This is a genomic window from Pseudoalteromonas sp. OF7H-1 (assembly GCF_022347825.1).
Classification (GTDB): domain Bacteria; phylum Pseudomonadota; class Gammaproteobacteria; order Enterobacterales; family Alteromonadaceae; genus Pseudoalteromonas; species Pseudoalteromonas maricaloris.
In genome coordinates this window covers 231,809-252,093 of record NZ_JAKRFX010000004.1, presented here as the reverse complement: position 1 = coordinate 252,093, position 20,285 = coordinate 231,809, and the positions used below count along the sequence as shown (strand labels likewise).

The window sequence follows — 20,285 nt, the reverse complement described above, 5'->3', positions numbered from 1 at the left end:
TCTCCATAACTTTTTGCGGTGACTACTGCATTGGGCTCAAGCGCCAAATATCATCGCTGTAATCTTGAATTGTTCTATCGCTAGAAAATTTTCCACTTGCTGCGGTATTGAGAATACTCATGCGCAGCCAATGTTCCTTGTCTTTGTATGCTTGAGCCGCATGCTCCTGGCTCTCAACATAGGAAGGAAAATCTTGTGCCACTAACCAAGGATCGGTACTACTCTTAATTGAGTTAATTACGTCATCAAAGATATTAGGCTCAAATAGGTTAAAGTGCCCACTTTCGAGCAAAGCCATAACACGTTTAAGGTCATTGTTGCTTTCTATTATCTTAAGGGGCTGATAATTTTGGCGCACTTGCTGTGCTTGTTCAGCAGTTACACCAAATAAGTAAAAGTTGTCTGCACCAACGCATTCTCGTATTTCAATATTGGCACCATCTAAGGTGCCTATGGTGATTGCACCATTCATCATAAACTTCATGTTGCCTGTGCCAGACGCTTCTTTTCCTGCGGTTGAAATTTGCTCTGATAAGTCTGTTGCAGGACAAATCACTTCCATTTTTGAGACATTGTAATTGGGCATGAAAGCCACTCGAAGATAGGGCCTCGCCGCGGGGTCATTGTTGATAACATTGGCAACATTATTGATTAATTTAATGATCTTCTTCGCCATGTAATAACCGGGTGCAGCCTTACCTCCAAACAGTACGCAACGAGGAACGAGCTCTGCCACATCACCACGACAGATCCGATCGTAAAGATGGATAACGTGCAATACGTTAAGTAGCTGACGCTTGTATTCATGAATACGCTTGACTTGAACATCAAACATCATAGTTGGATCAAACTCTACCTGACATTCATGGGCAATTAGCTCAGCAAGACGTTGTTTGTTGTTTTGTTTGACTGTTAACCACTGCTTTTGGAAGGCGTGGTTATCGTAAAAACGACGTAGTTCACTAATTTTAGAAAAATCAGCTTGCCAGCCGTCGCCTATTTTATCGCTAATCAATTGCGCCAGTTCTGGATTACAGTGCGATAACCAGCGTCTTGGCGTCACCCCATTCGTTTTATTATTAAACTTCTCTGGGCACAGTTGATAAAAATCGTTAAACAAGCCAGCTTTTAATAGCTCGGTATGAAGCGCAGCAACACCATTGACAGAATAACTGCCTACGATCGCAAGATACGCCATGCGAATTTGAGGATGGCTAGACTCCTCAATAAGTGACAGCGCGCGCTGCTTTTCGATATCACCGGGCCATTTCAGTGCAACTTCCGACAAAAAGCGGGCATTGATCTCATAGATAATTTCTAGCAACCTTGGTAACAAGCGCTCAAATAAACTCACAGACCAGCGCTCTAATGCTTCAGGCAATAAAGTATGGTTGGTATATGCCATGGTTGATGTCGTTATCTTCCACGCGGCATCCCACTCCAGCTCGTAATCGTCTAATAAAATACGCATTAGTTCAGCTACGGCAATACTTGGATGGGTATCATTGAGTTGGAATACGTGATAATCCGCAAAATCACTAAAATCATCGCCGTATTGCTCAACCCACGTTGCGATCACGTCTTGCAAGCTCGCGCTGGATAAAAAGTACTGCTGCCTTAATCTCAACTCTTTACCATTTTCACTGGCATCATTGGGGTACAGCACCATCGTTATCTGCTCAGCGAGATTCTTTTTAGCCACCGCTTCTGAATAACTACCGGCATTAAATTCGTTGAGGTCAAACTCATCGGTTGCCTCTGATTTCCATAGTCTTAATGTGTTTACCACCTCATTACGATATCCAGGCACAGGAACGTCGTAAGGCACGGCGAGAATATCTTGCGTATCAAGCCACTCACGATGCTGCCTACCATTTTTGTCGGTATGTACTTCAACATGACCAAAAAACTTAACTCTGCGGGCTTGTTCTGGTGCGGCAAGCTCCCATGGATGACCTTCACGGAGCCAGTTATCTGGCTGTTCTACTTGGTGACCCTGTTCACAGGTTTGGTTAAACATCCCAAATTCGTAACGCAAACCGTAACCAACAACAGGAAGGGCTAATGAAGCACAACTATCCAAAAAACAAGCTGCAAGACGGCCTAAACCACCATTACCAAGACCTGCATCATGTTCAGCCTGCGCGACCTCTTCAAGCTCAGTACAGTATTCTTGTAATGCCGCTTGAACTTGTTCTTCTAAGTCTAGATTTAACACCGCATTAGACAGTGCTCTACCCATTAAAAATTCCAACGAGAGATAGGCTGCTTTACGCGTCTTTTTACTCTTAATGTGCTCTTTGGTTGCCCGGCAACGGGCGACTAATCGGTCACGAATAGTCAAGGCTAATGCATGGTACAAATACAGTCGCGACTCTCCTACTTTGTCGCGACCTAAGGTGTAGTAAAAGTGACGAGTCAAATCATCACTCAAGGTGTTTTCATCTATCTTTGGTGCATCTTGCCAATGTTTTACCACGCATACTGGCGCACTTTTATTAGCCATGCTTTTCATCCCCTTTGATTGATGTAAATATCCATGCTGACTTAGCTGGAACCTGTAAATAAGAATCTAACTCTGGTCGATGCGGCTCAACCGCAGTGGTGATTGCTTGCTGCCAATGAGATGAAAATGCACTAAATGGCAGCTTTATTTGCAATGCACTTTCACTGGCGTTCAGAATTATCAATAAGCTTTGCCCTAACTGCTGATCGGTAATGGTGTAACTCAACCATTTGCGGCTCGGCTCTCGCCATTGTTCAGGCGATAACGGCTTTGCTTGTTCATTAAACCAATTCACCGCAAAACGACTGTCACTGTCATGGACATAAAATGAGTGAGAAAACGCAGCAAATTGCTTACGAAGCGCAAGTAAATCTTGGATAAAAAAAGTTAAAGTATGGTGTTGCTGGTGGTTTTTCCATGCCAGCCAGCTAGTGCAGTTGTCTTGGCAGTAAGCATTATTGTTGCCACTTTGCGTATGTGCCATTTCGGTTCCCGCGCAAATCATCGGGATCCCTTTGGACAAAAACAAAGTGAGTAATGCATTTTTCTGCATACTGAGACGCAATTCATTGATTTGAGGGTCTGCACTGAACCCTTCTACCCCACAATTAAATGAAAAGTTTTCACTGTGGCCGTCTCTATTTGCCTCACCGTTTGCTTCATTGTGTTTATGCTCGTAAGCCGTCCAATCAAACAATGAGAAGCCGTCATGACTGGTAAGAAAATTTATGGAGTTCAAAGGGCCCCGTAAGTTATGTTCAAATAGGTCACTGGAGCCATGAATACGCATCGCAAGCTCTGGCAATACTCCCTCATCACCACGCCAGAAGCGCCTAACGGTATCTCGATATTTATCATTCCACTCACGCCACGGAGAAGGAAATTGTCCAAGTTGATACCCACCAGGACCAATATCCCAAGGCTCGGCAATCAGTTTTACTTTGCTAAGCACTGGGTCTTGATGGATCGCTTGCAAAAATGCATGTTGATTTGAAAATCCCGAGGCTTGACGAGCAAGGATCGTCGCCAAATCAAAGCGAAAACCGTCCACCCCCATGTATTCCACCCAATAGCGCAAGCTGTCCAAGACAAGTCTTAATACCACAGGGTTCGAGATATTCATTGTGTTTCCACAACCCGTGTCATTAATGTAGACATTGGGCTTACTCGGCAAGGTGCTGTAATAAGTCAGGTTATCAAACCCTTTAAAGCTTATTGTCGGGCCATCCAAGCCACCTTCCGCAGTATGGTTAAACACCACATCCAAAATAACCTCAATACCGGCTTGATGGAGCCGCTCTACCATTACCTTAAATTCGTTGATGTCGCCGTTAACGAGATAACTTTTGTGTGGCGTAAAAAAGTTGAGGCTGTTATATCCCCAGTAATTTTTTAGTCCTTTGGTCGTAAGAAATTGCTCATTGATAAACGCATGCACAGGTAGCAGCTCAATCGCAGTAACACCAATATGCTTGAGGTGTTCAATAAAGGTTTGTTCAGCAATCCCTAAATATTTTCCTTGGTGTTTACTTGGAATGTCTGGGTGCCTAACAGTTGCCCCTTTAACATGGCATTCATAGATCACCGTTTTACTCCACGGAGTCTTGGGTCGCTTCCCTTGATACTTCTCAATCGCCGTCACTTTACTCTTTGGCATATCACAGGCGTTATCAGATGGGTTTATATGGCCTACTGGCAAATGGCAAAAATGCCGTTCACTCCAAGTAAACTCACCGAAAAAGTCGCGGCAATATGGGTCTAAGAGTAACTTATTGGCATTGAAAAGTAGCCCTTTTTCCGCACTATACTCCCCGTCTACCCGATAGCCATATAAGTCTCCGACTTGTGCTCCCTCGATAAACAGTGACCAATTTCCGCCCTCATGCCGAAACATCCCTATCCGATTCACTTCGCTATGGCCGCTTTTGTCGAACAGACACAGGGTTACGCGTTTTGCTTTCGGTGCATAAACACAAAAGTTAACGCCTTTATCACTGGCCGTTGCACCCAATAATTGATGATCGCCGCGATAACTGGTTAGCATGTGCCACCAGAGATCAGCTGCAAATACACTGTTGCCAAAGGCGGAACGGTTATATCGATACTTTGCTCAAGGCCATGGCTTGCTATGTTTTTCGATTCAATGAGTTGTTGTTTATGTGCAACGACTCCAACGCCGCTCCCCCAAAATGCTTTGTCATCCGTGTTTAAGACAACTTGATACACACCCGCTGACGGCACGCCTAAGCGGAATTGAAAATGGGTTTGTGGCGTAAAGTTCGCGATCACCACCAGCGGTGTAACACCATCTCGTCCATAGCGTACAAAACTAAATATGCTTTGCTCCGCATTCCCACCATCAATCCAATTAAATCCTGTTGATTTGTTATCGCACTCGAATAATTGCGGCGTTGATTTATAGGTCGTATTGAGCGCTTTGACACACTTATACACGCCTTGATGCGCTTCACTTTCAAGCAACTTCCAGTTGAGTTGTTGGTTATGATCCCACTCCTCTCGGGGGGCAAGTTCGGCGCCCATAAACAGCAACTTTTTACCTGGGTGGGCAAACATAAAGCCATAGTAGGCACGTAAATTAGCGAATTGCTGCCAATCGTCTCCTGGCATTTTGCTCAGTAGCGCACCTTTGCCATGTACCACTTCATCGTGACTTAATGGCAAGATGTAATTTTCAGAATAGGCATACACCATCGAAAAGGTCATTTCATGGTGATGGTACTTGCGATGAATTGGGTCTTTGGACATATAGTTTAGCGTGTCATTCATCCACCCCATATTCCACTTATAACCAAAACCCAAACCATCGTGTTCAACACTACGGGTAACACCGGGCCAAGCAGTGGATTCTTCAGCGACCATCATAATACCTTCGTCAACGCCATAACATTTGGTATTGACTGATTTGAGGCATTCTATTGCGCCTAGGTTTTCACGGCCGCCATATTGATTTGGCACCCATTCCCCTTGTTTACGGCTGTAATCCAAGTAAAGCATCGATGCCACGGCATCAACTCGTAATCCATCGATGGTGTATTCTTTTATCCAGTACATCGCATTCGACAACAAAAAGCTTTTTACTTCAGCGCGGTCGTAGTTAAAAATATAGGTGTTCCAATCTGGGTGAAATCCTTGCCGCTTATCAGCATGTTCAAATAAATGCGTACCATCAAATTTATGTAAACCATGAGGATCTGATGGGAAATGTCCCGGTACCCAGTCGATAAGTAATCCGAGCTCTTCACGATGACAGCACTCAACGAAGTAAGCAAAATCCTCCACGCCACCAAAGCGACTGGTTGGCGAGAATAACCCCACTGGTTGGTAACCCCAGGAGCCATCAAAAGGATATTCACTAATAGGCATCAGTTGCAAATGAGTAAACCCCAGTGCCTTTACATAGGGGATAAGGTCGTCCGCTAACTCTCGATACGTAAGATAGCGATTACCTTCTTCCTCTCGGCGTTTCCAAGAGCCCAAATGCACCTCATAAATACTAATGGGTGCATTGATTTTATTACGCAGCGCCTTTTTATCATGATCAGCTTGGCTCAACGCGAAGGCGGCTGGTCGAGCCTGAGTTATACTCGCCGTGCCCGGAGCTTGTTCCATTTTAAATGCAAAGGGGTCGGCCTTTTCTATGCGCTCCCCCTCAAATGTGGTGATTGCAAATTTATAGCAGCAGTCAACCTCCAGAGCCGGAATAAAAAGCTCCCATACACCACTGGCTGGATGTAATCGCATTGGATGCTGCACGGCCTGCCAATGGTTAAACTCACCTATCACAGAAACAGACAACGCATTTGGCGCCCAAACACCAAATCGAAACCCAACTGCACCCTCTATTTCTACTTGATGTGCTCCTAAATGCAAATAAGCTTGGGCTTGTGTTCCTTCATTGAATAAGTACAAAGCATCATCAGCCAAGCAACTATCAAAACTATATACATCCCTCGCAGTGACGGTTTGCTCTGGGTAGTGCACTTCAAGCTGGTAATCTTTGCTGATGTCATCCGCTTTAAAATCTAATGTAAATAGCGCACTTTTGCGAAACCGTTCAAGCGCATAGCTGCTATTGTTGGTAAGCACCTTAACTTCTGTCGCACCAGGAATAAAACAGCGCACGACTGAGCGCTTCGCATCTAGCTGGTGTAGCCCTAAAAAGGCAAATGGGTCGCGACACTTACCGGCTTCCAAAGCGGCTAATTGACTGATGTAGTCATCTACTTGGGCGTCTTCTATTTTTGCTCTTGTATTCATCTATTCTTTCCTGCTGGTTACCGCATCTCGGATCAGCGGCCGAGAACTTGCAATAATTTCCGCTGATGTCTGATTAAGTCGCCTTCTCCAGTTTGGATACTCTTGGTCAGTACCAGGAATGTTCACTGGTAACTTCTGTTCGTCGAGGTCATCAAACTGAATTGTCAGCATTTTTGCAGGCGACTTGGCGAGCACATTGATAAGCGACTGATACACATCACGGGCTTCGCTCGCAAGGCTGACACTTACCTCACCATAGCGACTAAGCCAATGACAAAGCTTCTCTCGCTCGGATGTTCGCTCTTCATCCGCTTTTGTTAGTTGGGGTTCGCTCAATAACTGATATTCGCGTTTCAACCTAAGGTCATCATGGCTCCACCAGCCAAAAAATGGCGGGACGTCATGGTTAGCAACCATGAGTAACGCATTGTGCTTATAGTGCGTAGGTGCTAAAAACTGACCGTGATAATCCTTCTCGAAGTAAAAAAGAATATTGCTGTATATATGAGACTCAGACATTGCTTCTTTGATTTCGATTGGAACAACCCCTAAGTCTTCACCAATGATCATTACTTGATGTTTGACAGACTCAATTTTAAGGATCGCTAAAAGGTACTCAAATGGATAATATACATAGCAACCTGTTTGCTGCTGATCTTGATAAAAGCACCACCACAACCTTCTTAGGCCCATCACATGGTCAATTCTTAATGCCCCAACACCGGTGATGTTCGCTTGGATCAGCTGTTTAAAAAATGCAAAGCGCTGCGCTTTTAACTTAACGGGATTTAACGCTGGTAATCCCCAGTTTTGACCGAGCTCTGCCCAAGGGTCTGGAGGCGCGCCCACGCGAGCATGTTCGGCATACAAATTTTTATTGCTGTTGTATTCACTGGAGCCGTCAGCACAACCAACGGCTAAATCATTGATTAAACCTACAGCCATACCGGCATTCAGTGCCGAAGACTGGCATTGCGTTAATTGTTCAAACGCAAGCCATTGCAAAAATTTAGCGAAGTCATCGTCCTCAAATGCCTTAAGCTCTTGCTGCTTAGCCTGGCAAAATCGAGTAAAGTCTGCACGCCACGCTCCAGTTTGTTCACACAATAACTGCCACGCAAAACGTAACGCGTTAAGCTTACTTTCCATACAGTGGGTCATATCAAGGTATGTCGCGTTCAAGTTACTCTTTGAGACGTTTAAATAGCCGGCGAACACACTCACATCTAAGCCAAATTGTTCACAAAAAAGCTCGATAGAAATGTAAAAAGGGTGCAGTAGGCGGCGGTCATTTGGGCTGTACGGGCTGGCTTTTTCTGGTTCATCAACAAACAACAAATGCAGTGGGTTTAACAAAATGTAGTCAACCCCTTCAGCTGCGCTAGCCTCAACTAATTGCTTTAGCTCATAAAAATCCGCACTTAGCTTGCTGCCAGCAGGCTTTAACGAATATAGCTGAATAGACAATCCAAGGAGCTTTTTATGTTGTTCAATCGGGTCATAGCACTGTCTAGGCGTCACCCAAAGTTCTGTCTCAAACCGCGCACCATTTAATATTACCTCAGCGCTATGATAACCGACTTCAATCGCGTTTATTGGCACTTTAAGTTGAACATAACGTGTATCTTGATAGCGGTAATCCCCAATCGCTACTTGATTGTTTGGATCGCAAACACAGCAATAACCCAATGTAGGGATCGACACAGTTAATTCGTTAATTTGCAGGCCAGCATCCACTCTTATCGTAATAGTTGGCATCTCTTTGCAAACCAAAGTAATGGCTTCAACTGGCGTTAACCACTTAGCAATATCCAACTCAAAGTTGAGCGTATTTATTTCATCTAGATTGCTGACATCAACACCGCACTCCTGCAATGCCTGTAGGCGAGTTTGGTGATCAAATACCACATGATCACCCGTGTATTTATGGTATTCATAACCAATACCATAGAGATAAAGAAGCTGAGCAATGTTGTCCATTTATAATGTTACGCTCTCGCTGTGGACACAACACTGTTGTCTTCTCCAAAGCCGTTGGGCACATAATCATCTGCTTGATGATCGTTGTCCCAGACTTCACCATCAATCAAATATCTGAAGTGGTAATCTTTGTCGGTTGGTAAACGGTGTTTGAGCTTAAACGCACTGTCTTTTTTGATGAATTTCATCGGCTCAGGTTGCCAATCATTAAAATCACCAGCAAGTTCCACCGTTTTCGCTTCTGGGTGTGAAAATGAAAATGTAATTTCTGCTTCGTCTTTTGTTTTGAAAAACCGTTTAGTGAGCATATAACCCCCGTTTACCTTTTGTGAGTCCTTATTTCACAGTGACGTACGCTAATACTGCAAACGACTGGTAACTGTGTACGATTTATGTCGAGCATCTTGAGATTTAAGTGAAATTAAATTGCAAAATTAAAATTTAATTAGCTGGCAACTCACCGTTCGCTTTAAAAATCAACAGCCCTAAGTACAGCAAACAAATATTGAGTTTGTATGACAGTACAAATTTGGTGCAATTTTGCACCGCTTTGGCGCAATCTAAATCAGATAAGCAGTGATTTCAGTTTGCTATGAGTTCCTTGCAATCACTGAGCCAATCACATTAAGAGTCAACAAGAAAGCTAGTTAAGAATGGTTATCATGTAAAGTGAATTTAACTAATAATTGATCCCGCTCATATAAAGCAGTCTGCAAAGTGAAATTTTTAGTACTTTTGCACGATGAAGTTTGCAACTGAATGCTAAAGTGTGTAAAAAACTAGGTTAGCAACTATAATTTCAGTTTACATTTTTTGCGATGAAGATCGCATCTGCATTCAATTACTCCGTAATATGCAAGAGTCTGAATTACTAAGGAAAGCCTATTCATGCCAAACGCGATAAGACTAACAAGTACCCTACTTCTGGGCACATTATTTGTTGTCATATTGCTGCATCTGTCTTTTAAGGCCCACGTGCTTGAGCTGATCGCTACAACCCCGTTAAATGAGCAACTTACAGTATCAATGGTATCACCTTGGTATTCCCCACTACTGCACGGTTTGAACTTTGCAGCAAACGGAAACCACACTTATGTTGCGGTAGAGTCAACACTCGGAATACCCAAATATCTGGATGTAAATACAGTCTGGTATGCCGTATTTACTTCTCCAATCACTCTCATTTCAATTGCAACTTTACTCGCGATTGTTGCGTATCTTTTTAAATCAGAGCGCCGCTACCGTAATCAAGATGAAGATATTAGCGAGGTGAATAAGGACGTTGGAGGAATATTGACACGTCTAGAGGTTGATAGTGCGCCACTACATCATAAGTCCTCTCTAGCCAAGCTCAGCCACGCGATCCACGACTTGTCTAGCCATCTTGCTCGCGTAAAACGCCATTCAGAGTCTCAAATTTTTCAAGACAAGCTCACAAAGCTTATAGATAGACATGCATATATTGACCATATTGAGGCAAAGTTAAAGCAAGCTGAGTTGGCGCAACAAAAATGTGGCCTGCTATTTATTGATTTGGACGGCTTTAAACAAGTTAATGATTCATTTGGCCACAGTTTTGGCGACGAAATTCTGATCCAAGTTGCTGCTCGGCTCTCAAAAGTGGTTCGCCAATATGGTTTAGAAGATCGCCACCCTATTCATAGCCTTGAACAAAACCTTTCAAGACTCGGCGGCGATGAATTTTCGCTATTTATTCCCAAATTAAACAATCCAAGTTTGTGCACAGAAATCGCCCAGTCCATTCTTAGTGATATAGAGCGTGATTTCTTGCTTGGCAATAAGCTTGTCAAAATTGGAGCAAGTATCGGTATCGCGGTATACCCAGATAGTGCAGCAACTCCGAACTCGTTATTGCAGATGGCTGATGTTGCCATGTATAGAGCAAAAACGGATGGTCGTGGAATTTTTAAAGTTTATTCCCCCGAAATGGGGTCGAAAATGCGACGTTATCACTACCTCCTAGAAGAGTTACGACTCGCTATCTCTGCGCAAAGCTTTTATCTGTCATTCCAACCAATAGTGCATGTTGAAGATTGTGCTATCGACTATTTTGAGGCGCTTATTCGTTGGAACCACCCAATAGAAGGACAAATTCCACCAGCCGAATTTATTCCAATTGCAGAAGAGTCAAATTTAATTTTAGAGCTTGGTGATTGGATCCTACTTGAGTCGTGTAGGCAAATGTGTGCATGGCATAATGCAGGGATGAAAAAGGTAAAAATCTCGGTTAATGTTTCTGGAATACAGTTAAAACACAGAAGGGTCTTTGAATGGGTAAATGCTGCCCTAGAAAAAACCGGCTTACCAGCCACCGCTTTGATGTTGGAGATCACGGAGTCCACTCTTATAAAGGCCAGCAATGAAACGATTTCACAATTACAACAATGCCGAGATGCAGGAATAAGTGTCGCGATTGACGACTTTGGCACAGGTTTTAGCTCACTAAGCACCCTCGCCGATTTACCTATAGATGTAATAAAAATCGATAAACTGTTTATCACTCAAGCCAATAGCAACCCTAAGTATCGTAAGATCCTCAATTCCATCAGCGAACTTGGACAACAGTTAGAATTAAAGATTGTTGCCGAGGGCGTTGAACAAACCGAACAATTTGAACTAGTTAAAAACTTAGGAATTAGCTGTGTACAGGGGTATTTAGTTAGCCGGCCTGAAAGCTCAAATAATGTAGGTAGCAAAGTGCTAAATGGCAATGTGAATCATATCGCAGCCACCGGCACCAGCATTTGGTTACCAGAGCAAGTTGGGTAGCTGCTGTTAATAGTTAAGCGAAAAAAGAGAGCTATATACTGCACCTTCCACGCTAGGCAACCTATTATGCTAAAAGTGGGTGCTTGGCGGATCGTGATGAACGCCCACAGTATTTATCCAGACTAGGTAAGGTTATTTATCGCTTAAATTTGGTTTCTAGGATAACCGACGAGTTGGTACGCTCAATCCCCTCTAAATTACCGATTTCATCCAGCAGATGACTCAACTGCTCCAAACTCTGTGCTTCAACAATAGCAATCAAGTCATATTCCCCACTAATGGCATAAAGCGCAGAAACATTTGGCAACTGCTGCAATGCTAAATTCGCCTTTGTCGTGAGTTTTTGTTTTACTTTAATAGAAACGTGTGCCGATACTAAATCGTCCATATACTGCTCCGCGAACTCTACGCGATAGCCTTTAATTACGCCATTTTGCTCTAATTTTGCGATACGATTTTGTACTGTGGTTCTGGATAGGTCTAACTTACGTGCCAACTCAGAGATGCTCTCTCGTGCATTGTTACGCAACAGTGCAATGAGCTTTTCATCTTGTGAACTAATCATTTTGCAATTTAACCATGTTAATTTGACATAAATGATAGCAAATATGTGAATTATTGCACTGCAAATTATTACAAAAGCGCGTAATAATGAAGAAATAGCAAGTTGGCTGTGAGCAGAACAACAAGTAATCAGCTTCTGCCCGACAGTAATACCGCACAATGATAACAATTTAGGAGAAAGCGTCATGCAAGCAAATCGCGAATTATTCGATGAAGTCATGGTTCCAAACTACAACCCGTCAGCCGTTATTCCTGTTAAAGGCCAAGGCTCTCGCGTATGGGATCAGACAGGTAAAGAGTTCATCGATTTTGCAGGCGGTATCGCCGTAAACTGTCTAGGCCATTGTCACCCTGCGCTCGTCTCTGCACTTAAAGAGCAAGGCGAAAAAATTTGGCACTTATCAAATGTGATGACCAACGAGCCTGCGCTTCGCCTTGCCAAAAAGTTAACTGATGCAACGTTCGCAGAAAAAGTCTATTTCGCAAACTCAGGCGCTGAAGCAAACGAAGCGGCACTTAAACTTGCGCGTCGTTGGGCACTGGATAAATTTGGTGCAGAAAAAACGCAAATTATCGCATTCAACAAAGGCTTCCATGGTCGTACTTTCTTCACGGTAACGGTTGGTGGTCAAGCAGCCTATTCTGATGGTTTTGGTCCAAAACCTGCTGATATCACTCATATCGACTATAACGATTTAGCTGCATTTGAAAAAACAATCTCAGACAACACTTGCGCAGTCATGATGGAACCGCTTCAAGGTGAAGGCGGGATCATTTCTCCAAATGCTGAGTTTGTCCAAGCTGTGCGCGAACTATGTGATAAGCACAACGCGCTACTTATTTTTGATGAAGTACAAACGGGTGTTGGCCGAACTGGTGATCTATATGCTTATCAAGGACTGGGTGTAACACCTGATATCCTAACTAGCGCAAAAGCACTAGGTGGCGGTTTCCCGATTGGCGCGATGCTTACTACCACTGAAATTGCAGCTCACCTTAAAGTAGGCACCCATGGCTCAACTTATGGTGGTAATCCACTAGCCTGCGCGGTAGCGGAAGCTGCATTTGACACAGTAAATACAGAATCGGTGTTAGCTGGCGTAAAAACCAAAGAACAACTATTCAGAGATGGCCTAAATGCTATTAACGACAAATACAATGTATTTTCTGAAGTGCGCGGTAAAGGTCTTCTTCTTGGTGCAGTACTCAATGATAAATTTGAAGGCCGTGCACGCGACTTCCTGGTAGCAAGTGCAGAGCACGGTTTAATGTCGTTAGTTGCTGGCACTAACGTAGTTCGTTTTACGCCTTCTCTTGTGATCACTGATGAAGAGATCCAAGAAGGTCTAGCACGCTTTGAACAAGCGGTTGCTGCAGTAGTAAACGGCTAAGGAGCTGGGGACCTCGGTCTCCTCTTTCTCATGTTAGTATTAAGACCAATACAAAAAACTGACTTCGACGCGCTAAAAACCATTGCGGTTGAATCTGGCCATGGGTTTACCTCACTGCCAGTAGATGACGAATTGTTGTCTAATAAAATTAACCGCTCGGTTGAAAGCTTTGCGAAGTCAGTATCAAAACCATACGACGAAGGCTATTTATTCGTTCTTGAAGACACACAAACGGGCGAAATTATAGGCACCACTGCGATTGAAGCAGCGGTCGGTATGTCTGTGCCTTTATATCACTATCATCTTGGCAAAACAGTACATCACTCAAGAACTTTGGGTGTCTATAATACCGTTGATATTCTATCGATGTGTAACGACTACACCGGAAGCTCTGAGATCTGCACGCTATTTTTACGTGAAGGTCATCGCCAAGGGTTAGCTGGTCGCTTTCTTTCAAGAAGCCGTTTCTTATTTATGGCGGAACATGCTGAGCGTTTTAGCGATACCGTTATTGCAGAAATGCGTGGTGTAAGTGACGAACATGGCCATTCGCCATTTTGGCAGTGGCTGCAAGAGCACTTTTTTAGCATTGAATTTCCGCAAGCAGATCACTTGGTCGGTCTCGGGGACAAAGTTTTTATTTGTGAACTTATGCCCAAGTATCCCATCTATGCAAACCTACTAAGTCCAGAAGCACAAGCTGTGATAGGTAAAGTGCACGAGAAAACCAAGCCTGCTTTGCGTTTATTGCAAAAAGAAGGGTTTGAACACCGTGGCTATGTTGACTTGTTCGACGCGGGTCCAACGGTAGAAGCCAAACTAGACAACATTAGAACGGTTAGAGAGTCGTTTAAAGGTGAGGTTGAAATAGTCGCTTCGCTACCTGACAAGCTCCCTAGTCTTGCTATTTCAAATGGTCGATTAGACGCGTTTAAAGCCACGTTTACCGATCAGGCTTATCTGTGCGAAGCAGAAGAAAAAATTCAGCTGACCACGGAGGTGGCCAATGCGCTTGATGTCACTCAAGGTGAACTGATAAACGCATTTAAACTATAGATTTCAATGTCGTGCTGATACCAATTGGTATAAAGTTTAACAAGCTGTCACCAAGACAAAAAATTAGGAAACCATTATGCACAACAACGTAGATACACTATTTGAACACCTGTGGGACAACTACCTAGAAGTAACACCTTCTGCAGTTAAAGTTCATGAACTTCTCGGCTCAACGCAAAAAGACGACGTGATCAATGACCACATCGCATTGCGTACCTTTAATATTGAAAAAGTAGGTCTAGAAAAGCTCGCTGCACATTTTAAAGCAGTAGGTTACACCGAGTGTGGCGAATACCATTTTGAAGCGAAAAAGCTTTATGCCAAGCACTATGAACACCAAGATCCAACTAAGCCAAAGGTGTTTATCTCTGAGCTGCTCGTTGAAAAGTGTTCAGAAGAACTACAAGCTATCGTTAAAGACATGGTTGAGCAAATAGACGAGGCAGCAGTAACAGCTGAAAACTTTCTGTATTCTGGCACCCACTGGCGCGTTTCTCACGAGACATACAAAAAACTACTGGCTGAGAGCGAGTATGCCGCATGGATGTCTGCATGGGGCTACCGTGCAAACCATTTCACGGTAAGCATCAACTACCTGAAGAACTTCACCACAATTGAAGCTGTAAACCAAGCGCTCAAAGACAACGGTTTTGAACTAAACACATCAGGTGGTGAGATCAAAGGCTCTCCGGAAGTGTTACTAGAACAATCTTCAACGCTTGCTGATCACCAAAACGTGCAGTTTAACGACGGTGAATTTAGCATTCCAAGCTGCTTCTATGAGTTTGCTCTGCGTTATGCCAAGCCTGACGGCGAGATCTATACTGGTTTTGTTGCAGCTTCTGCTGACAAAATCTTTGAAAGTACTAACGCAAGATAATCGCGTTTAAAATCAGTGCTTGCCTAAGCACTCTGCCCAAATTGTAAAGCAGCCTTTATGGCTGCTTTTTTATACCAATTTGCTTAATTAAGTGAGCTATTTTGAGGCGAGAAAATCTTGTCGATAACTAGGCAAAACTTTTGCTATTTAACCTGAGATTTGGATAAGAAATGTTCCAACCCATTGCTTTTAAAGAACAACTTAGTTTTTTCCTTGTCTAGCCAGAGAGTTTTAGGGAAAACAAGGCGAATTTACGCACCAATAGCTGGCTATTGGAAGTGAAATCAACGCAGTTAGCGCTAAAACTGGCTGCTAGAAAGGCATTAATTATCCGCAGCTCAGGTTATTTAGTTGTTCTAAATAAGAAATTTTTAACGCCGTTAGCGTCAGATTTACTCCTTCAAATTGAGCAAGTATTAAGATAAATTGGTATTAGTTAATATTAGCCACAACTCCAATCAAACTCGCGGTTTACCAAATCAAGCATACCTATCCCTCCGCCAAAGTTATGCCCACCTAAGATCTCTTCGAATTCGATGTAGTAAGGTGTAAGAAAATCTGGGATCCCTTGACCGTTTAAACTCGTCCCGCCTAAATGGTTTGGCGAAACACTCTCTAACCACTTAGGGTCGCCTTCGTACGGGTCAATATAACCTGTATCTTCATATTCGCTGGGCGTCTTACCCGCATTAGGATCACTAGGGTTGGCAACAAGCGTAATTGCACGGTTAAAACTCACTGTTTCTGGGGGAATTCCACCAAGCTCGCGATATATTTGGTACTCTTCAGCTGGCAAACTGAGGTACTGGGAATAGTTCATTTTCCAAAAGCAACTCGCCCCACCCTCGACTAACCATTCAGGGACGCAAACATCATCTTCAAAATGTCGTTCAATAATAGTTGGTGGTGAACAGAGCTCGCCGTAAAACTCAGCTTCACTAAGCAGGAGCGTTGCGTAATAACAATCTAGCGTATCCGCTGCAAACTTACAGCTCGGATGAACCGTTTGCATCACCTGCCAAAAGGGTTTGAATAGCGGTTCATCTGGCGACTGCTCAGCAAATAATGCCTCTTCTAACCCTTCAATATATTCAGGTCCGCCATCATTATGCTCAACCGCAATTGCAAAAAAGCTCACCGCATACGCATTCTTATCAGTGTGATAGCCCTCTGGCAATTTTAGTGTAAAGCTGTGCTTTAGCGGATAACCGGTATGTGGATCAAGCGGCCATTGATTGGCTTTAATTCCGGGGGGCAAACCAAATACCCAGCCATCAAAGCGTGTTTTATCGTCAATGGATTGTTTCAATATTTCGATATTATAAGCATTCATTACTATCTCCTTATTAAATAACGTTGCTTACTCGTAAGTTAGGGCCTGCTTATCTTTCAAGTTTGTTTTTGCAGCAGCAAAGAACAACAGACCCTAGTATAAAAGTATTAACTCCACAATTGAAATAGGTAATTAGACTTTTACAGTGTTTGAGACACTTAAAAATATTGCTTATATTCATTACCTGTTGGTGAAAAACCAGTAGGATTAGACAAGGATAATAGTTATGAATTATTTTGGAACGTTTGGTTCAACAGAAGAAGAGGCACTTCGCCTTCTTATGCCTGTTGTCGACAGCGCTTTGAAAGCGCATGAGAGAGGAAACTATCAAGCATATTTATCTGTAATAACCACCGACTTAGCCAAAAAGGTTTCTGAGGAGGGATTTTTGCGGGCATACCGCGAAATCGCGCCGCAGCTTGGCCGCTTAAAATCTAAAACCTTGTTAGCGTCTCTTCGAAGAGGTCAGGATCCAATGCTGATATTTGCAGCGAAATACGAGAACACGCAAGACGATATCATAATCAATATCACATTTAAAAACGCGACTACCCCGCCTTTAATTGCATGGATGTGGATTGAATAGTCCTTTGGTTCAAAGGCTTAGATTAAAACTTATAGGAGGACCGTTTCCGGTTTGCTTCACACTTGTGTAATAACATGTATAACCCTTAACAGCCGGTTATTAGGACGAGTAAGTGAAAACAGTGACAGGAAATGGTAATCCCTCAACAAAACTAGACTGTATCAGTCACCTAAAGCAATAATTTTGGTAGTAGACACCGCGGATATTTTCACTCCAAAACTGGAGATACTTGGCAGTGTGGCATTATGATGTATTCTTATTTGTTCACCTGACATGTGCTTTTTGCAATGTGTGGTATGGGCATCCGCCACTAATGTAACTGCATAACCCAAACCCGCGGCTCGCCGACTCGTTGTATCAACACAAAATTCTGTAGCATAACCACAAACATAAATATGTTGAGCTCCATGTTCTTCAAGTATGTTAGACAGATTTGTGTTTAAAAATGAGTCTGGGGTGGTTTTACGCACGAACTGATCATTGGCGTCAACTTGAAGTACTGATTGTAATTGCCAACCTTCACTACCATACTCAATCGCAGTACCGTTTTGCTCATGTTGAATATAGATAACTGGCATGCCTTGCTTTCGAGCCCAATCTGTCACTAAGTTAATTCGGCTTAACACCTCTTCACTTGCATACGGTTTGGGCTCTGGGTCGAATAAAAGGTTCTGTACATCAATTACCAATATTGCAGATTTCATAGCATACTCTTTTTGGGCATAATCTTGCTTATAAATTCAAAAGCCGCCAACACCTTGAACAGCATTCATTCTTTCAAGGGTTGTAGTGCCCAAGCAATATAAATTACAAGCGTTATATTGTCATTTTAATATTTATACATTGGTCTTACTGCCACATTGGCTATGTTTCAATACAGCTAAACAAGTTATGATAAATGTGTATGCAAATACCTTATGGATAGCACACTTATGGACAAGATTGATCACCAGATATTACCCCCTTTAGCGACATTACTATGCTTGGTCATAAGCGGGTGTGACGACCTAAGCCAACAAATAGACGTGCTTACTGGCGAACAAGACAAACAAGTACAAGCACTTATTAAGCGCACTAAAGCCCAAATGGTATTTGTTGAAAGCGGCAGCTTTATGATGGGCGATGGCGGTGGTCCAAATAACTTGCCTTGGACCATAGCCCGCGACAATAAACCCGCTCATAAGGTGACCCTTACCAGCTATTCGATGGGCGCTTATGAGGTAAGCTATGGCGATTTTGATTTATACACCGCGGTAAACGACCTACCAAAAACCATGTGGACAAAATGGGATAAAGATGAATTCTGGCGCGCCCCTGAATTCCCTGCGGGAGTGAGTTGGTATGACGCAAAAAACTATTGTTCATGGCTGGCAAAACTCACACAGCTCCCAATTGATTTACCCACTGAGGCACAATGGGAGTTTGCAGCACGAAACCGTGGTAAAAATATTTTGTTTGCCACCAACACTGGTATGCTTGAACTCGGTGTAAATTACTCTCTCGCCGAAGAGCCTGAACCGCATATTAGTGGAACCTATCCTCCTAACCCATTAGGGTTTTATGACTTAAGCGGCAATATGATTGAGTGGGTCAATGACTGGTGGGCTGAGGATTACTATCAACACTCACCAGAACTGGATCCTAAAGGGCCAAAAGAAGGCACAAAAAAGGTTATGCGAGGAGGAAGATTTTTAGAGTCTCCTCGCGGTAGTAATGTATATACACGGCAAGAGTCAGATGAGCTTGATGAAGCGTATCGTGCTAAAGGTTTTCGTTGTGCTCTAAATCAAGCGAAGCCAATTCCTGTTCAATCAATTAACTAGCTCATTGCCATCGCATTTATCACCGTAAAAGTCAGCGTTTATTCAAACTACTAACTTTATGCTGTGGCAATTTTGATTTCGCCTGTACGCTTGGTATGCTTGAGCTGCACTAAGGATAAATAAGTAACATACGGAAAGTCACCATATGGAAAATAAACGGATACATTCACTCCCCCACTTTGCCAACATTAACCGCCGCAATATTATCACCAATAAATACACAGCCGTTCCCAGCCTCGCAGTACTGTGTGTGGTAATGACTGGGTGCGAAGACCTTGGCCAACAAATAGACGCGCTTACTGGCGAGCAAGACAAACAAGTGCAAGCACTGATTGAGCGCACTAAAGCCCAAATGGTGTTTGTCGAAGGCGGCAGCTTTATGATGGGCGATGGCGGTGGTCCAAATAACTTACCTTGGACCATAGCCCGCGATAATAAACCCGCTCATAAGGTGACCCTTACCAGCTATTCGATGGGCGCTTATGAGGTAAGCTATGGCGATTTTGATTTATATACCGCGGTAAACGACCTACCAAGAACCATGTGGACAAAATGGGATAAAGACGAAATTTGGCGTGCACCTGAATTCTCTGCGGGGGTGAACTGGTATGATGCCAAGAACTATTGCTTATGGCTGGCAAAACTCACACAACTCCCAATTGATTTACCAACCGAAGCACAGTGGGAATTTGCAGCACGAAACCGTGGTGAAAACATTTTGTTTGCCACCAATACTGGTATGCTTGAACTCGGTGTAAATTACTCTCTCGCCGAAGAGCCTGAACCGCATATTAGTGGCACCTATCCACCTAACCCATTGGGGTTTTATGACTTAAGCGGCAATATGATTGAATGGGTCAATGACTGGTGGGCTGAGGATTACTATCAACACTCCCCAGAACAGGATCCTAAAGGGCCAAAAGAAGGCACAAAAAAGGTCATGCGTGGCGGGATGTTTTTAGAGTCTCCCCGCGGCAGTAATGTATATACACGGCAAGAATCTGAGAAACTAAAAAAGGCATACAGGGCAACTGGATTTCGCTGCGTGCTCAATCAGTCTATGCCTTTAAATGAGCAACCAAAGTAGCTAACTTTGGT

General features: G+C 43.3%; 15 protein-coding genes. 7 read left to right on the top strand and 8 right to left on the bottom strand.

Translation table 11 applies throughout. The features are described 5' to 3' along the window. Nucleotides 1–22: 22 nt before the first annotated feature. Genes MHN30_RS07145 through MHN30_RS07125 form a run of 5 tightly spaced genes read right to left on the bottom strand, consistent with a single transcriptional unit; the run spans nt 23 to nt 9,072 of the window. Complete coding sequence (locus MHN30_RS07145) at nt 23–2,506, bottom strand: glycogen/starch/alpha-glucan phosphorylase (protein WP_039495153.1); 2,484 nt, start codon at nt 2,504–2,506, stop codon at nt 23–25. After that, the gene (gene glgX / locus MHN30_RS07140) at nt 2,499–4,550 is read right to left on the bottom strand and encodes a glycogen debranching protein GlgX (protein ID WP_130165487.1); all 2,052 of its coding nucleotides are present in this window, start codon (nt 4,548–4,550) and stop codon (nt 2,499–2,501) included. The genes MHN30_RS07145 and glgX overlap by 8 nt, the downstream gene beginning before the upstream one ends. Beyond that, nucleotides 4,544–6,784 carry a 1,4-alpha-glucan branching protein GlgB gene (gene glgB, locus MHN30_RS07135; RefSeq protein ID WP_130165486.1) on the bottom strand — a complete coding sequence of 747 codons (2,241 nt, stop codon included), beginning with the start codon at nt 6,782–6,784 and terminating at the stop codon, nt 4,544–4,546. Before glgB ends, glgX begins: the two co-directional genes overlap by 7 nt. Beyond that, a complete protein-coding gene (malQ, locus tag MHN30_RS07130; protein WP_130165485.1) occupies nt 6,785–8,764 on the bottom strand; it encodes a 4-alpha-glucanotransferase in 1,980 nt (659 codons plus the stop codon). It abuts the gene before it with no gap. A gap of 8 nt (nt 8,765–8,772) precedes the next feature. Next, nucleotides 8,773–9,072: an isoamylase early set domain-containing protein gene (locus tag MHN30_RS07125; RefSeq protein WP_010372991.1), complete on the bottom strand. Its 300-nt coding sequence runs from the start codon at nt 9,070–9,072 to the stop codon at nt 8,773–8,775. 580 nt (nt 9,073–9,652) lie between these two features. Here MHN30_RS07125 and MHN30_RS07120 point away from each other — a divergent pair. After that, the gene (locus MHN30_RS07120) at nt 9,653–11,554 is read left to right on the top strand and encodes an EAL domain-containing protein (protein WP_239359067.1); all 1,902 of its coding nucleotides are present in this window, start codon (nt 9,653–9,655) and stop codon (nt 11,552–11,554) included. A 136-nt stretch (nt 11,555–11,690) separates the two neighbouring features. On the opposite strand, the gene MHN30_RS07115 is transcribed toward MHN30_RS07120, so the two are convergent. Beyond that, nucleotides 11,691–12,119 carry an Lrp/AsnC family transcriptional regulator gene (locus MHN30_RS07115; RefSeq protein WP_010372995.1) on the bottom strand — a complete coding sequence of 143 codons (429 nt, stop codon included), beginning with the start codon at nt 12,117–12,119 and terminating at the stop codon, nt 11,691–11,693. A gap of 184 nt (nt 12,120–12,303) precedes the next feature. On the opposite strand from MHN30_RS07115, the gene MHN30_RS07110 reads away from it, so the two are divergent. The 3 genes from MHN30_RS07110 (at nt 12,304) to MHN30_RS07100 (ending at nt 15,445) form a co-directional block, all read left to right on the top strand. Next, complete coding sequence (locus MHN30_RS07110; RefSeq protein ID WP_130165483.1) at nt 12,304–13,509, top strand: aspartate aminotransferase family protein; 1,206 nt, start codon at nt 12,304–12,306, stop codon at nt 13,507–13,509. 30 nt (nt 13,510–13,539) lie between these two features. Continuing rightward, the gene (gene astA, locus MHN30_RS07105) at nt 13,540–14,565 is read left to right on the top strand and encodes an arginine N-succinyltransferase (RefSeq protein WP_130165482.1); all 1,026 of its coding nucleotides are present in this window, start codon (nt 13,540–13,542) and stop codon (nt 14,563–14,565) included. Between the two features lie 76 nt (nt 14,566–14,641). Then, nucleotides 14,642–15,445, top strand: coding sequence for a DUF1338 domain-containing protein (locus MHN30_RS07100; protein ID WP_130127403.1), 804 nt, complete (start codon nt 14,642–14,644; stop codon nt 15,443–15,445). Between the two features lie 442 nt (nt 15,446–15,887). Here MHN30_RS07100 and MHN30_RS07095 read toward each other — a convergent pair whose 3' ends face one another. Then, on the bottom strand, nt 15,888–16,778 hold the full coding sequence (locus MHN30_RS07095; protein WP_239359065.1) for a hypothetical protein: 891 nt from the start codon (nt 16,776–16,778) through the stop codon (nt 15,888–15,890). A gap of 226 nt (nt 16,779–17,004) precedes the next feature. Here MHN30_RS07095 and MHN30_RS07090 point away from each other — a divergent pair, with 226 nt between their 5' ends. Further along, entirely contained in the window at nt 17,005–17,364 is a 360-nt protein-coding gene (locus MHN30_RS07090) for a hypothetical protein (RefSeq protein ID WP_039495141.1), read from the top strand. Nucleotides 17,365–17,525: 161 nt separating this feature from the next. Here the strand turns inward: MHN30_RS07090 and MHN30_RS07085 are convergent, their stop codons facing one another. Then, on the bottom strand, nt 17,526–18,068 hold the full coding sequence (locus tag MHN30_RS07085; protein WP_039495139.1) for a cysteine hydrolase family protein: 543 nt from the start codon (nt 18,066–18,068) through the stop codon (nt 17,526–17,528). A gap of 228 nt (nt 18,069–18,296) precedes the next feature. Between MHN30_RS07085 and MHN30_RS07080 the strand changes: the two genes are divergently transcribed. Together MHN30_RS07080 and MHN30_RS07075 are read left to right on the top strand one after the other, a co-directional pair. Then, nucleotides 18,297–19,187 carry an SUMF1/EgtB/PvdO family nonheme iron enzyme gene (locus MHN30_RS07080; RefSeq protein ID WP_239359063.1) on the top strand — a complete coding sequence of 297 codons (891 nt, stop codon included), beginning with the start codon at nt 18,297–18,299 and terminating at the stop codon, nt 19,185–19,187. A gap of 145 nt (nt 19,188–19,332) precedes the next feature. Continuing rightward, on the top strand, nt 19,333–20,274 hold the full coding sequence (locus tag MHN30_RS07075; RefSeq protein ID WP_130165476.1) for an SUMF1/EgtB/PvdO family nonheme iron enzyme: 942 nt from the start codon (nt 19,333–19,335) through the stop codon (nt 20,272–20,274). The last annotated feature ends 11 nt before the right edge of the window (nt 20,275–20,285 follow it).